14 protein-coding genes and 2 pseudogenes are annotated in these 13,489 nt (G+C 63.6%); 9 read left to right on the forward strand and 7 right to left on the reverse strand.

Annotated features, from left to right (window positions below):
• Nucleotides 1-16: 16 nt before the first annotated feature.
• The 3 genes from NCS28_RS23740 to NCS28_RS23750 form a co-directional block, all read right to left on the reverse strand.
• On the reverse strand, nt 17-748 hold the full coding sequence (locus NCS28_RS23740; protein ID WP_250516226.1) for an anti-sigma factor: 732 nt from the start codon (nt 746-748) through the stop codon (nt 17-19).
• Nucleotides 745-1,350, reverse strand: coding sequence for a sigma-70 family RNA polymerase sigma factor (locus tag NCS28_RS23745; RefSeq protein ID WP_250516227.1), 606 nt, complete (start codon nt 1,348-1,350; stop codon nt 745-747). The genes NCS28_RS23740 and NCS28_RS23745 overlap by 4 nt, the downstream gene beginning before the upstream one ends.
• 170 nt (nt 1,351-1,520) lie before the next feature.
• The gene (locus NCS28_RS23750) at nt 1,521-1,964 is read right to left on the reverse strand and encodes an SET domain-containing protein (protein WP_250516228.1); all 444 of its coding nucleotides are present in this window, start codon (nt 1,962-1,964) and stop codon (nt 1,521-1,523) included.
• A gap of 91 nt (nt 1,965-2,055) precedes the next feature.
• Here NCS28_RS23750 and NCS28_RS23755 point away from each other — a divergent pair, with 91 nt between their 5' ends.
• Nucleotides 2,056-2,259, forward strand: coding sequence for a hypothetical protein (locus NCS28_RS23755; protein WP_250516229.1), 204 nt, complete (start codon nt 2,056-2,058; stop codon nt 2,257-2,259).
• Nucleotides 2,260-2,275: 16 nt separating this feature from the next.
• On the opposite strand, the gene NCS28_RS23760 is transcribed toward NCS28_RS23755, so the two are convergent.
• Entirely contained in the window at nt 2,276-2,578 is a 303-nt protein-coding gene (locus NCS28_RS23760) for a hypothetical protein (RefSeq protein ID WP_250516230.1), read from the reverse strand.
• A 59-nt stretch (nt 2,579-2,637) separates the two neighbouring features.
• On the opposite strand from NCS28_RS23760, the gene NCS28_RS23765 reads away from it, so the two are divergent.
• The 3 genes from NCS28_RS23765 to NCS28_RS23775 all read left to right on the forward strand — a co-directional run bounded on the left by NCS28_RS23765 (nt 2,638) and on the right by NCS28_RS23775 (nt 4,851).
• On the forward strand, nt 2,638-4,026 hold the full coding sequence (locus NCS28_RS23765) for an FAD-binding oxidoreductase (RefSeq protein WP_250516231.1): 1,389 nt from the start codon (nt 2,638-2,640) through the stop codon (nt 4,024-4,026).
• A gap of 39 nt (nt 4,027-4,065) precedes the next feature.
• Nucleotides 4,066-4,437, forward strand: a complete 372-nt coding sequence (locus NCS28_RS23770) for a hypothetical protein (RefSeq protein WP_250516232.1) — start codon at nt 4,066-4,068, stop codon at nt 4,435-4,437.
• A 75-nt stretch (nt 4,438-4,512) separates the two neighbouring features.
• A complete protein-coding gene (locus NCS28_RS23775) occupies nt 4,513-4,851 on the forward strand; it encodes a cupin domain-containing protein (RefSeq protein ID WP_250516233.1) in 339 nt (112 codons plus the stop codon).
• On the opposite strand, the pseudogene NCS28_RS23780 reads toward NCS28_RS23775, so the two are convergent.
• Nucleotides 4,848-5,141, reverse strand: a pseudogene (locus NCS28_RS23780) (LysR substrate-binding domain-containing protein); the annotation flags it as partial. The gene NCS28_RS23775 and the pseudogene NCS28_RS23780 overlap by 4 nt on opposite strands.
• Between NCS28_RS23780 and NCS28_RS23785 the strand changes: the two are divergent.
• The 3 genes and pseudogenes from NCS28_RS23785 to NCS28_RS23795 all read left to right on the forward strand — a co-directional run.
• Nucleotides 5,140-5,791: pseudogene (locus NCS28_RS23785) on the forward strand (MFS transporter); the annotation flags it as partial. The pseudogenes NCS28_RS23780 and NCS28_RS23785 overlap by 2 nt on opposite strands.
• 206 nt (nt 5,792-5,997) lie before the next feature.
• Nucleotides 5,998-6,342 (forward strand): hypothetical protein, encoded by a 345-nt coding sequence (locus tag NCS28_RS23790; RefSeq protein ID WP_250516234.1) that lies wholly within the window; start codon nt 5,998-6,000, stop codon nt 6,340-6,342.
• A gap of 80 nt (nt 6,343-6,422) precedes the next feature.
• A complete protein-coding gene (locus NCS28_RS23795; RefSeq protein WP_250516235.1) occupies nt 6,423-6,683 on the forward strand; it encodes a hypothetical protein in 261 nt (86 codons plus the stop codon).
• Between the two features lie 20 nt (nt 6,684-6,703).
• Here NCS28_RS23795 and NCS28_RS23800 read toward each other — a convergent pair whose 3' ends face one another.
• Nucleotides 6,704-7,015: a hypothetical protein gene (locus NCS28_RS23800; RefSeq protein WP_250516236.1), complete on the reverse strand. Its 312-nt coding sequence runs from the start codon at nt 7,013-7,015 to the stop codon at nt 6,704-6,706.
• 839 nt (nt 7,016-7,854) lie between these two features.
• Here NCS28_RS23800 and NCS28_RS23805 point away from each other — a divergent pair.
• Entirely contained in the window at nt 7,855-9,012 is a 1,158-nt protein-coding gene (locus NCS28_RS23805; protein ID WP_250516237.1) for a porin, read from the forward strand.
• Between the two features lie 68 nt (nt 9,013-9,080).
• Here the strand turns inward: NCS28_RS23805 and NCS28_RS23810 are convergent, their stop codons facing one another.
• Nucleotides 9,081-11,468, reverse strand: a complete 2,388-nt coding sequence (locus NCS28_RS23810; RefSeq protein ID WP_250516238.1) for an ATP-binding protein — start codon at nt 11,466-11,468, stop codon at nt 9,081-9,083.
• Nucleotides 11,469-11,734: 266 nt separating this feature from the next.
• Here NCS28_RS23810 and NCS28_RS23815 point away from each other — a divergent pair, with 266 nt between their 5' ends.
• A complete protein-coding gene (locus NCS28_RS23815) occupies nt 11,735-13,489 on the forward strand; it encodes a ShlB/FhaC/HecB family hemolysin secretion/activation protein (RefSeq protein ID WP_250516239.1) in 1,755 nt (584 codons plus the stop codon).

The raw sequence follows: 13,489 nt of genomic DNA on the forward strand, positions 1-13,489 counted from the left end.
ACAAGGACAGCAATCGTCAGGTCGAATGCATCTGGCCTGTCGCGAGCACGGCGCCGGTCGGCGCGCCCGTCGGCGATCCGCCCGGCGGCTCGTCCGATACCGCGAGCACGGCCTGTGCGTTCATCTGCGCGACGATGTCGGGCGGCAGCGTTATCGTCGCGGGCTGATCGGCGGGGAAGACGCCGAGCGCGATCGGCTTCGCGTTCGGCGGGATGAGCCACAGTTCCGTCGTGCGATTCGCGGGCACCGTTGCGCGCGCCGTGGGCACGACGACCATGCGCGCGCGCCGCACGTCGACGGTCGCGGTCCAGTGCACGAGGCCGTCTTTGCGCGCGATCTTCGCGACGAGGTATTCGTTGGGAACGGCGGCCGTCGGCGGTGCTTGCGGCGGCTGCCGCAGCACGTTGAAAGTCACGCCGAGCAGGACGAGCGCGGCGATGCTCGCGCCGATCGTGAGCCAGCGCCACACGCTCAGGCTGTCCCACCAGCGCTTGCGCTGCGGCGCGGCTTGCGGCGTCATGAAACCCAGATCGCGGCGGATGCGCGTCCACACGCGCTCCGGCGGCGCGATCGCGCGAACGTCTTCCGCGAGCGGCGCGAGCCGTTGCTGCCACGCGCCGAGCGCGCGCTGCAACGCGGGATCGCGGGTCACGTCCGCTTCTAGCGCGGCGCGTTCCTCCGCATCGAGCACGCCGAGCGCGTATTCGGCGCAGCGCAGATCGTCGTCATCGCGGGCGGGCGTGTTCATTGTTCGAGGCACGTCTTGAGTTGCATCAGGCTGCGACGAATCCAGCTCTTCATCGTGCCGAGCGGCACGGCGAGCCGTTGCGCCAGTTCGCTATACGTCGCGCCGCTGAAGAAGGCCTCGCGGATCGCGCTCTTCTGCTGCGGTTCGAGAAGGTCGAGACAATCTTCGAGCCTCCGCCGCTCCTCGCGCGATTCGGCCGCGACGGCGGGCGTCGGCGATTCGTCGGCGATTTCGGGCGTGTCTTTCTCGCCGAGCAGTTCCTCGCGATGCTGCCGCATGCGGTCGATCGTACGATTGCGCCCGAGCGTGACGAGCCATGTGATCGCGCTGCCGCGCGCCGGATCGAAGGAATCGGCGCGGCGCCATACGGTGGCGAACACTTCTTGCAGGATGTCTTCGGCTTCGCCGCGGTCGTGGATCATGCGCACGATCACGCCGAATACGCGCGGCGATGTCGCGCGATACAACTCGGCGAACGCGTGCTCGTCGCCTTTCGCCACGTTCGCGAGCATCTGATTGGCGCGCTCGCGGCGCAGACGGTCGGCGTCGTCGGAGGAATCGGGGGCGAAGTTCTCGGCGCCGTCTGAGGTGTTGTCCGTCATGTGCAGAATGAGCCGGGCTGCGCTTCGGGCTGGGTATGTCGCGCAATATAGCACCGTGTTTCGCGACTCACTTGCTGTTTTCATGGCGATGCCGATGTGTCTCGCGACCCGCGTCGCTTCAGACGACGATACGGACCGCGAGCCGCGGGGGATGCAACGGCGCGCGGACCCTACCTGCGCGACGACAGCATCGTTCCCCGGCAGCCCGACGCGAGACATCGGCACGCATAGAGACGCTTGAGCGCGGCGGTGCGCCGGCCATCCACGGTCAGGCAATAGTCGATGAACAACTCCTGCCCCTTCTCGATCGGCCGGATCGCGCGGATGAAGACGCGCTCGCCGTCCTGCTCCGCTTCGCAATTCGGCGCGCAACTGTGATTCAGCCAGCGCGCGGAATTGCCGCCGCGCGCGCCGTCGATGACGCTGCCGTCGTCGAGACCGAAGAGAAAGGTATGGCCCTCTTCCGCGGTCGATTTCGCGTGCATGCGCTGCGCTTCCTTCCACGACAGACGCTGGCCTTTGTATTCGAGCAGCATCGCGCCGATGGGCAGATCTGCGAGAGCGAAGACGCCCCGGCCATGAACGGGCGATGTCCGGACAATGATTCGACGCATGGTGTGGCGGTTCACAGTGAGGAGGTTGAATATTTGAGTGCGGGCGTGAGCATCGTTATGATGTGGCCGTCATAAATCGCTGTCACGTCCAATGCCCGCAGTTTCTCCCCGCAACAGCAGGAAGCGCAAGCCGTTACGCGGCTCGCTTGCGCGATATCGCAACAGAATCGTCGAAGTGCTCGGGGATGCGCGCGGCCAGCGCGTGATGATACGGTCGATCCATGACGACGGCGTGGAGCGGCGCACGGCAGTCAAGTGGATCAACCTGATGCCTCTGGACACCGAGTTGTTCTAGCAGTTCCAGCGGATGCCTAACTCCGCGACAACCCGCGCGCCTGTTCGAGCAACGCGGCCGCGGCGAGAAACTGCTTTCTGCCGGCCATCGTGAGCGCGGCGATTGCGGTGTCCTTGAAGAGCTCGTCGTCGGATGTGAACGGCGCACGCGATTCGCCCGCGCGTGCCTGACGCAGCCGGAAGAACGCCAGCATCTCGAAGGCCTGCACGCGCCGATCCGCGCTCACGCCCGCCGCGACCAGTTCCGCCGCGCCGGTCAGTTGAGCCAGCGCGCCTTCGAAATCCGCACCTTCCATCGTCGTCTCCCAAATCTGGTTCACACTATCGCATCTGACCACAACGCGTAACAACGACGCGAAGCAACGAACGGAGACGACGCATGGCGGCAAACGAAGCGGTAATGGCATTGCGTGAAGCGCTCGGCGCACAGGTCGTGGCGCTGCCCGACGAATTCGGCGACAGGCGCGTCGCGGACTGGAGCGGTTTGCCCGGCGAGACGCCGCTCGCGATCATCCGTGCGCGGACCACCGATGAAGTCGCGCAGGCGCTCGCCATCTGCGCGAAGCACAAGCAGCCGGTCGTCACGCAAGGCGGTCTTACGGGACTGGTCGGCGGCGCGAATCTGCTCGGCGGCGAAGTGGCGCTGAGTCTCGATCGCATGAACCGCATCGTCGAGATAGACGAAATTTCCGCGACCATGACCGTCGAAGCGGGCACGCCGCTGCAAGTGGTTCAGGAAGCGGCGAGCGCGGCGGGCTTCTACTTTCCGCTCGATCTCGGCGCGCGCGGCAGTTGCACCATCGGCGGCAATCTCGCGACGAACGCAGGCGGCAACCGTGTCATCAAGTACGGCATGATGCGCGATCAGGTGCTCGGCGTGGAAGCGGTGCTCGCGAGCGGCGAGATTGTCGGCGGGTTGAACAAGATGATCAAAAACAACAGCGGCTACGACTTGCGGCATCTTTTGATCGGCAGCGAAGGCACGCTCGCGGTGATCACGCGCGTCGTCTTGCGGCTGCGTCCGAAGCCCACGGCGACCGCCACCGCATGGTGCGGGCTGCCGGATTTCGCCGCGGTCACGACGCTGCTCACGCGCGCGCAGGCGAGTCTCGCGCCGGGCGTGTCCGCGTTCGAGGTGATGTGGGCGGGTTATCACGATACGGTCATCGCCAATCTGAAGAATCTGCGCGCGCCGCTCGCCGATGCGCATCCGTTCTATGTGCTGCTGGAAAGCGTCGGCACCGATCCGGTCCGGCACGGCCAAGCCTTCGAGGAATTTCTGGGCGGCATGCTGGAAGCGGGCATCGTGACGGATGCGGCGATCGCATCGAACGAAGCGCACGCGCGGGACTTCTGGGCGATCCGCGATGCGCCCGGCGAATACGATCGCTTCATCCCGAACCACGCGGCGTACGACGTGAGCTTTTCGATCGCGCAGGTCGGCGACGCGGCCGCGCAATGCGAAGCGCGTCTGCGCGCGCGCTGGCCCGACGCGATCGTGATGACGTACGGCCATCTGGGCGACGGCAATATTCACATCGTCGTCGATCTCCCCGGCAGGGGAAAACAGGACCACGACGACATCGATGCCGTCATCTACGACGTCACGCGCGCGTTCGAAGGCTCGATTTCGGCGGAGCACGGCATCGGCGTGAAGAAGCGCGATTATCTGCACCTCGCGCGCCGCGCGACCGATATCGCGGCGATGCGCGCGATCAAGGCATCGCTCGATCCGCACGGGCTGCTCAATCCGGGCAAGGTGTTTTAGCCGCGCTTGCGGGCGTGCGCGCGCGGCAGACCGACGACGATGTATCGCTCTCATTCTTTGCTCATTTTCGTCGCGCAGAATGTCTCCATCGACAAACAACTGCAACGCGGGAGACGGGAAATGAGAGCGATCAGATACGCGATAGTGGCCGCCAAACTGACGTTTGGCCTTGTGACGGTGGCGCAGGCGCATCCGTTCATCGGCGTGGGCATCATGGGCGGGCCCGTGTTCCCGGTGGCGTCGAGCGCGCAGAGTGCGCCGCCGCTGCCGGTCTATCCTCGCGCGACGGATTCCGGCCCGGCGCCGCTGCCGCTGGATGCGCCGCCGGTGCGTTATGTTCAGCCTGCTGTTGGGAATATCGCGGCGATCATGGGGCGGGGGAATTTTTCCGGGGTTCAGAGTGGGGTGTGAGGATGCCAATTCCGCTCACATCGACGCGAAAAACATTCGTTTGTCACGTCGCGCCCACCGCGTTAGCCTGACCGAATGAACGAACCCATCGACTACGCAGCCATCGCCGACGTCGCCCGCGACGGCTACATGAACCGCATCATCGCGACCGCCAACGACCACGATGTCCACATCAGCGTGATGGACGCGCCGTACCCATGGCACTTTCATCCGAATTCGGACGAGACTTTCGTCGCCGTCGAAGGCACGCTCGTCATCGAATTCGAGGAAGGCGCCGTCGAATTGCGCTCCGGGCAGTTGCTCACCGTGCCCGCGGGCAAGCCGCATTGCACGCGGCCGGGCGGCACGCGATCCGTCAATCTGACGTTCGAAAAGAAGGACGCGCAAACCGTCTTCTGCGACGCGCCGAGCTAGCGCGCGGCACGCGTTTCCAGATGTTCGACGAGACGGCGCGCCGCGGGCTGCAACGCGTCGAAATTCCTGAAGCACGCGACGAAGCGCCGTTTCGCGAACGCATCGGATAACGGAACAGCCTCGACGCCCAGCGCCTGCCGATAGGTCGCCGCGACTTCCATCGGCACGACGCTGATCCCGAGTCCCGCCGCGACAACGCGAAACGCCGCGTCGAAACTCGACACGATCACGCGATACGACATCGTCTTGCCCGCCTGCGCCGCGGCGCGTTGCAGCATCGTATGAACGGAGCAAAGCGAACGTGTCGTGAGCGGGATTGAACGCGTGGTCGAGCGCGAATCGGGCGCCGCATTGCCGCCGCCCGCGCCTGTCGTCGAGCAGCCGGCGCATCGGCGCGCGTCGCTCGGCGAGTTGTTCGAAGCGCCGTATCGGTCGCGCCTCATCATGCTCGTCGTCTTCAACTTTTGTCAGGCGATCGAAGAGCTTGCTGTATTCGTTCGTCATCGCGTTCGCTTTGCCGATCGGACCGATGCTCGCCATGTTTAACGCCGATCGCTTTCAGCGGGAGTATCTGATCGTCGGCGGCGCGCTCGTCGTGATCGTGAGCGGTCTCGCGTTCGGACAGATGAAATCGCCGGTCTCGCTCATTGCGCGCGGCGTGTTGATTTCGCTCGCGGGACAAACCATCTCGGTCTGCTATCACGCGTATCAGACCGAGCTTTTTCCGACGGCCGTGCGTTGCCGTGCGAGCGACATCGTGTACTCGGCGAGCCGCGCGGGCGCGATGATGTCGGGCTTCGTCATCGCCTCGCTGCTGAAGGACTTCGGCGTGCCGGGCGTGTTCTTCGGCATTACGGTGTGCATGTTGCTGGTCGCGCTGGCGATCGGCCTGTTCGGGCCGAAGACCAACGGCTTGGGTCTGGAGGAACTGAATCACTGAGCGAATGGCGCCACGGCCGCCACGCTTTCACCAACCCATGCGCAGGCTTACGGACAGACACCCGCGCGTGCGGCATCCTTCGAGTGCGGGAACAACTCCTGCATCGCATGCTCAAAGCGAGCGATCTATCCTTCGTTTGCTGTCACAACACCCCTTCGGCGATGAACACGCAACTCAGTGAGCAGTGTAAGTCTCGCCTGTACCGCTTGAAATTCGAGGCGCCGCTCGAAGGCGTCGCGTTCATTCTGGCGGACAGCCGCGAGGCGGCATGGCGCGTGGGCAAGACGGTGATGGCGGTGCTGCACGGCGTCGGCATCCAGACCGTGTCGCTGCATGAAATCCTGTCGCTTCAGGAGCTGGTAAGCGCGGGCGTGAGCGACGACGAAGACATGCGCATTTTCGAACTCGCCGTCGCGGGCGGCAAGGTCGAGCAATGGGTGCGCACGCCATATTTCCTCACCGACGACGCCACGCTGCTCGGCAAATGGGCCGAACTGCGCGCCGATCTCGCCGCCGACGTCGCACGCAACGTGATGCGGCGCGCCAGGTAGAACGCGGTTGCATACGGGTACGTCGTGTGCTCGGACCACAGTCATCCCTTTGCGTCGTCCCAGAGTGGCGGGGTACTCCGATGATCCGCTCGTACAACCACAAAGGCTTCGTGCTCGAAGTCGCCATCGAAACGAATTTCAGGCTCGTGCCTGCGCCGGGGGCGGTTCGCTATCTGGCGATCGTGACCATCAGCCGGTCGGGAAGGCCGGTGACGGTGTTCTCGCCGCTGTGTATCGGGAGCGTGCGCTGTTCGAGCTTCACGTCTGCCGAGGACGCGCTGATGAGCGCGCATACGGCGGCACGCACATTCGTCGATGAATGGGTGCAAGCGGCTTCGTGATGCCGTCGTGCGGGACGATATCAGGCGGCGGCGCGCCGGCTTTGCTGTCCGTCTTGCGCGTTCGCGGCGGTGTCGAGCGCGCTATCCAGTAACGCGAGCTTGCGTTGAAGCGACGCCACGCGATGACTCTGCGACGGGACGAGATCGTAGTCCGCGTCGAGTTGCGAAATGCGCATGTCCCAGTATTTGGCCGGCAGGCGATCCGCAGCCGTGCTGCCTTCGACGACACTCGCGAGGATTTTTTCCAGATGCCGGAGTTCGCCCTCCGCGAGTTGAGCGGGGCGTCGCTGTCGAAACGCTGGGACGGTGGTTGCGTTGGCACTACTTTTCATGTCGCTGGTTCCGGCTGGATTTGCAGAAGCTTCTATTAAAGCAATCAACGTTCCGAGCAGGCGATTCAAGGCTATTCAATTTGTTTCGAAATGAAACTCGGGGCGGCCCATACCCGCCGAACGCCGTGGCAAACGTTTGCAGGGCTGTTACATTTTTTAAGGACTTTTCCTCTAATTTCCGGCATTCGGCGTCGATAGTCGTAAATTCGTCGCCCCAGAATGCAAGTGCGACGCGCAAGTTTTTCAAGAGGATCGAGATATTCGAGAGAACATATCGCGCTCATCCGCAACGCCGAATCGAATGCAATTCGTTTTGTCAGACAAGTGAAAGAAAATCCAGAAAATACTTCGGGCGCCTGATTATTGAAAGGGAAGAAGATCAGAGCGCGCACATTAATTTGTATTGTTTGCGCACCCTAAGGGAATTTTAAGAAGAGTTAAAACGGAGCGGTCTCCTCTCGCGAAACCGCTCCGTGTCCTCAGAATATCTGCTCGGAGATCTGTAGACGCAAACAAGCTTAGCAAATACCGGCAGCCGATATTAACGCCACGCGGCGCAATGGACTTCTCCGGAATACGCAGTAATAACGTCGCCGATGTGCAACAGACGGTTCATCGTCGGCAGGACCTTGCCTCGTATAAGCAGTTGAGCTTAAAAGAATATGAAGGCGCCTGCACGCCGATTCGCAGAATCAGCAAAAGATTATTGCGTGCGATACGCGGCGACATTCAAGTGCACGTCGCATAAAGTGTCTCCCAGTTTCACGAGGGAAAGGCGGACATCGATATCGTCCGCAAGCCCCAGGAAGCTTTCGCTTTAAACAGGACACTAGAGAACCATGAAAAAAACCCTTCTCATCGCGGGCATTCTCGGCACGTTCGCAGCAGCAGCCCATGCGCAGAGCAGCGTCACGTTGTACGGCACGCTGGATGCAGGTCTCGTCTATACGAACAATTCCGGCGGCCATAACAACTGGCAGCAGGGCAGCGGCTCGGTTTCGGATACTTACTTCGGCCTGAAGGGCAGCGAAGATCTGGGCGGCGGGTTGCACGCGCTCTTCAAGTTGGAGAGCGGCTTCAACCTCAATAACGGCCGCTTCAACGAAAGCAGCACCATGTTCAACCGTCAGGCGTATGTCGGCCTTCAGCACGATCAATTCGGCACGATCACGCTCGGCCGTCAATATGATTCGATGGTCGATTATCTGTCGCCGTTCGCGGAATCGGGCGCGGACTACGGCAACAATCTGGCCGCGCATCCGTTCGACAACGACAATCTCGATCACTCGTTCTCGATCAAGAATTCGGTCAAGTATCAAAGCGCGAGCTACGCGGGCTTCAAGTTCGGCGGTCTGTACGGCTTCTCGAACGACGCCGGCCAGTTCGCGAACAACCGCGCGTGGAGCGCGGGCGCTTCGTATGGCAACGGCCCGCTGAACTTCGCCGCGGCTTATCTGCAGACGAACAACTCGCGCAGCAACCTGAACGCGGGCGGCGCGGTGTCGGCAGGGCAGGGCAACAACGCCAATCTGACGGCCGAATTGCAGCGCACGTTCGGCGCGGGCGTGAACTACACGTACGGCCCGGCGACGGTCGGGTTCGTGTGGACCAACACCCACTACGACAACCTGCTCGCCGCATCGCAAGGCGGCACGACGCTGGCGCTGCCGGGCAACACGAATCTTCATTTGAACAACTTCGAGCTGAACGGCCGCTACGCGCTGACGCCGGCGCTGAGCCTTGACGCCGCGTACACGTACACGGACGGCAAGGTGACGGGCGCGAACGGTTCGGGCGATCCGAAGTGGCATACCGCCTCGCTGCAAGCCGACTACGCGCTCTCGAAGCGCACCGATGTATATGTGGAAGGCGTGTATCAGCACGCGTCGGGCGAACTGGGCAATGCCGGCGCGAACGTCGCGATGATCAACACGCTGTCGCCGTCGTCGACGCAGAATCAGGTGGCCGCAACGGTGGGTCTGCGTCACCGCTTCTAAGCGCCACGGAGCGTCAAGAAAGCGCAACGGCCGCGATCGACGAGATCGCGGCCGTTTTGCATGGTGCGTTACTTCTTCTCTTCGGAGCGCTTGATGAACTGGCCGATGTCATGCCCCGCGCCGCCCGTGCCCGCTGCGAGCCGCGCCAGCGCGGTCGCGGCCGTGTCGCGCCGCACGCCGCTCTCGGGGCGAAATTGCTTCGGCAGCGCGAGATAGAAGGTCGCGCCGCGATCGGGCGTGCCTTCGGCCCAGGCCTTGCCGCCATGCCGCTCGATGATGCGCCGCACGTTCGCGAGCCCGATGCCGGTGCCGTCGAACTTTTCGTTCACATGCAGGCGCTGGAATACGCCGAAGAGCTTGTCGACGTAGCGCATGTCGAAGCCCACGCCGTTGTCGCGCACGAAGTAGACGACGTGGCCGACGAATTCGCCGGTGCCGTCGTGCGCGCCGATTTCGATCGCCGGCTGCTCGCGCTGCGCGCTGAACTTCACCGCGTTGGACATGATGTTAGCGAACGCCACGTGCAGAAAGACGAGATCGCCTTCGATGGACGGCAGCGCGTCCACCTTCCAGCGCACGCGCGCCGACGCGTGTTCGTCGATATCGTTCTGAATCACCGTATGGACGAGCGCGTGGACATCGACCTTGTGCGGACGCAGCGCCGCGCGGCCGAGTTGCGCGAACGAAAGCAGATCGTCGACGAGACGGCCGCCGAAACGCGCCGATGTCACGATGCGCTCCAGATAACCGCGCCCGCGCTCGGATAGCTTCTCGCCATCGATCTGCTTGAGCAGGTCCGCGAAGCTCACGATATGCCGTAGCGGCGCGCGCAGATCGTGCGACACCGTGTACGAAAACCCTTCGAGCTCGTGATTCGCGCGGCCGAGTTCGGTCGCGAGCTGCGCGATTTCCTCCGCGCGCCGCAGCACGATGCCGAGCACCGCCGCGCGAAACTCCAGCGCGATCTCGCGTTCTGCGGAGCGCCACGGCAGCGAACGATGACGCACGACATCCGTCCACGTATCGAAGCTCACGCGCGGCGACAGCGAGTCGGCAAGGCCCGTGAGTTTCGCGCGCGGATCGCCCGCCCATTCGATCGTCTGCACGACTTCGCGGCGAAACCAGATTACGTAATTGCGGTAGATCTTCGAGATCGACACCGCGAGAAAACCGGCCACGTCCGGCGAATCGGCGAGCGCGGGGCAATCCTGCGACGCGCGATCCGACATGACCACGTCCTCGCTCTGATCGTCGAGCCAGTCGACGAGCGCCGTGACGCCATGTTCGCCCGGCGTTGCGCCGACCAGCGACGTGCGCCCCTCGAAGATCACCGCCGCGCCCGACGAGCGCGTGAAGCCGAGCAGATCGGATGCGTCTTCGACGAGCGCGTCGACGAAACTGTCGGTATTGGCCATCGACGAAAGCAGCTTCGACAGCATGCGACGCAGTTCGAGCCGGTAATGCGCTTCACCCTGCGACTCACGCGCCTCGATTTGCAGCGAGACGATCTGCGCGACATGCTCGCACGCGGTGCGCACTTCGAACGGCGGCAGCTTCGGCGTCGCGTGATGGCAGGAGATGAGGCCCCACAGTTTGTCGTCGACGAGAATGGACATCGACATGGAAGCGAGCGTGCCCATGTTGCGCATGTATTGCAGATGCACGGGCGACACGCTGCGCAGGGACGCGTACGTGAGATCGGTCGGGCGGCCGGTCGCCGGATGCAGCGCGGGCACGAGCGGCGCGGCTTCGTAATCGGCGTTCGAAATGAGCCGGATGCGGTTCTTGCGATACAGCTCGCGCGCCTGCGCCGGAATGTCCGACGCCGGAAAGTGCTGGTTCAGATATGACGGATAGCCCGGCTCTACGGCTTCGGCGAGCACGTTGCCGTTGCCTTCCTCGTCGAACTGATAGACGAGCGTGCGTCCGAATCCGGTGATGCGCGCGATTTCATCGGCGGCGAACTGGCAAAGCTGCTCGATGGTGCGCAACGACTGCACGTCGGTGACGAAGGAGCGCACGAGCGGGTAGATCGTCGAGAATACGTCGGCGGTGTCCTGCGCCGGTTCGACTTCGACGAACAGCAGCCCGTCATGCCGATGCACGACGATCGCAACCGGCCCGCGCGTCGTCCAGCCGTCGAGCACGACGTTGCCGGCGTGGATCGTCGCGCCGTCGCGCGAGAGTTGCTTCAACGCCGCGCTCGCGCGCTCGGCGGCGGGCTCGCCGAGAATCGTCGATAGCGCGCGGCCCAAGCAGACATCGGGCGCGACGCGCGCGAACTGCGCGACGTTGGCGCTCACCTGCAGTATGTGGCAGTGCGCGTCGACGCTGAAGAGCACGCCGTGAGGCTGGATGCCGCCGGGAATTTGGATCGGCTCGCGTGCGCATTGCGCTTCGAGCGATGCATCGTGCGTGTTCGAGTCGATGATATGTGCGGTGGAGGTTTTGTCCATCCCTGTCCTGGTCATACGGTTTCGGCTGGTCATCGAAACGATCGTTTTCGCATCATAGATGGGTTGAGCGTTCAATACATGCGTCGCGCGCGAGGCGGTGCTTTCTACATGCCGAATGATTCGCCCCGCGTCATTTCTACGTCCAGTGCGACCAACACGCTCACTGCACGAAACGTTCCGCGACATCGCTGCTACCATGCGAAGCCGACCCACGCGACGAACGCCGGAGGATACATGCTTCATGACCGCCGCGCGCGCCTGAACGATTGAGACACGCACGCATCGCCGCGCCGATTCTGTCGGTCGCGATCGTCTGCATCGTTGTGCGCGATGCCGCCGCGCAGTCGTATCGCGATGTCGCGCCGATCGCGCCGCCCGCCGTCGAGCGGCCGCGCGCGTCGCCGTCGCGGCCCGCGCCCGAGGACGGTTCGCACGACATCGCGATTCGCGATCTGCGCGGCATCGCGTTCGTGCGCGCGGACGCCGCGTTATCGACCACGCAATCGGCCGGAGGCGGCGCGATCACGTCGACGGGTGCGCCTTTGCTCACCCCCGAATTCCTCGACGGCTTGTCCGCCGATCTCCACAAGCCCCTGACTTTCGCGCGCCTCGCCGAAATACGGCGCGCGGTCGTGCAGCGATATCGCGACGCGGGTCAGCCGCTCGTCGACGTGTACGTGCCCGAGCAGGACGTGAGCGATGGCGTCGTGAGAATCGACATCGCCGAGTTTCGCGCGGGGCGTGTGATACCCAAAGGCAATCGCTATTTCTCCGATGCGCTGCTCGTGCGCGAGATGCCGCTCGCGAGCGGCGCGCCGATCCGTGAGGCCGATGTCGCTTCGGGGCTCGCGCTGCTCAACGCGAATCCGTATCGTCGCGTGGACGTGATTTATGCGCCCGGCGCCGCGCACGATACGACCGATGTCGTGCTGCAAACGGAGGATCGCTTTCCGTTCCGCATCTACGGCGGCTATAACAACGACGGCGTGCGCGATCTCGGACGCGATCGCATTCTCGCGGGCTTCGACTACGGCAATCTGTTCGGCATCGACGCGCGCATCGGCTATCAGATGACCGCGAGTAACGATCTGTTGAGCGGCAATCCGGATATAGAAGGGCGGCCCGATCGTCCGCGTTACATCGCCCACGCGTTCAATGTGGTTGCGCCGTTGCCGTGGCTCGATCGCGTCGAATTGTTCGGCGTGTTCGCGGAAAGCACGCCGCGCCTGCCCGATAGCTACGGGCAAACGGGCTTGAGCGCGCAGATCAGCTTCCGATACGACTGGCGCCTGCCGCCGCTCGATCGCGCGGGCGCGTGGCAACAGCAAGTGCAGCTCGGCTACGACTTCAAGCGCTCGAACAACGACCTCGAATTCGGCGGCTTTCAGGTGTTCAATGCGAACACGCATATTCATCAGTTTGTCGTCGCCTACGATCTTTCAAAGAGCGATGTTTCCGGCGATACGCATCTGAACGCATCGCTCTTCGTGAGTCCCGGCCATTTCGACAGCAACAGCAACGACGACGCCTACGACGCCGCGCGTCTCGGCGCGAAGCCGCGCTATCAGTACATGCAGTTGTCGGCGCAACGCGACATGCCGCTCGGCAAGTCGGGTTTTTCTGTGTCGGCGCGCGGGCTCGTTCAGTGGACGGGCAGCACGCTGTTGCCGAGCGAGGAACTCGGCCTCGGCGGCGACGCCACGGTGCGCGGCTACGAGCCGTATGCCGCCCAGGGCGATCGCGGATGGAACCTGCAGGCGGAACTGCGCGCGCCGGCGATCTCGGCGGGCATCGCGGCGATACAGCTGTTCGTGTTCTTCGATGCGGGGCACGTGTGGAATCGCATCGCCGAATTCGGCGAGGTCAATAACGCGTCGCTGGCGAGCGTCGGAACGGGGATTCGCGTGCAGGCCGGGCGCTTCGTCAGCTTTCGCGGCACGTATGGATTTCCGTTGAAGGCCGTGGTGCCGAATGGATCGAAGGCGCCGGTTGGCGAGATTTTTCTGGTGATCGGGAGTTAG

The organism is Caballeronia sp. INDeC2 (genome assembly GCF_023631325.1).
Taxonomy (GTDB): domain Bacteria; phylum Pseudomonadota; class Gammaproteobacteria; order Burkholderiales; family Burkholderiaceae; genus Caballeronia.

Excerpts from the sequence above, each read along its gene's own strand:
- NCS28_RS23800 (WP_250516236.1), bottom strand. The coding sequence starts at position 7,015 with ATGAAAAGTAGTGCCAACGCAACCACCGTCCCAGCGTTTCGACAGCGA.
- NCS28_RS23745 (WP_250516227.1), bottom strand. The coding sequence starts at position 1,350 with ATGACGGACAACACCTCAGACGGCGCCGAGAACTTCGCCCCCGATTCC.
- NCS28_RS23795 (WP_250516235.1), top strand. The coding sequence starts at position 6,423 with ATGATCCGCTCGTACAACCACAAAGGCTTCGTGCTCGAAGTCGCCATC.
- NCS28_RS23770 (WP_250516232.1), top strand. The coding sequence starts at position 4,066 with ATGTATCGCTCTCATTCTTTGCTCATTTTCGTCGCGCAGAATGTCTCC.
- NCS28_RS23755 (WP_250516229.1), top strand. The coding sequence starts at position 2,056 with ATGCCCGCAGTTTCTCCCCGCAACAGCAGGAAGCGCAAGCCGTTACGC.
- NCS28_RS23775 (WP_250516233.1), top strand. The coding sequence starts at position 4,513 with ATGAACGAACCCATCGACTACGCAGCCATCGCCGACGTCGCCCGCGAC.
- NCS28_RS23810 (WP_250516238.1), bottom strand. The coding sequence starts at position 11,468 with ATGGACAAAACCTCCACCGCACATATCATCGACTCGAACACGCACGAT.
- NCS28_RS23805 (WP_250516237.1), top strand. The coding sequence starts at position 7,855 with ATGAAAAAAACCCTTCTCATCGCGGGCATTCTCGGCACGTTCGCAGCA.
- NCS28_RS23740 (WP_250516226.1), bottom strand. The coding sequence starts at position 748 with ATGAACACGCCCGCCCGCGATGACGACGATCTGCGCTGCGCCGAATAC.
- NCS28_RS23765 (WP_250516231.1), top strand. The coding sequence starts at position 2,638 with ATGGCGGCAAACGAAGCGGTAATGGCATTGCGTGAAGCGCTCGGCGCA.
- NCS28_RS23750 (WP_250516228.1), bottom strand. The coding sequence starts at position 1,964 with ATGCGTCGAATCATTGTCCGGACATCGCCCGTTCATGGCCGGGGCGTC.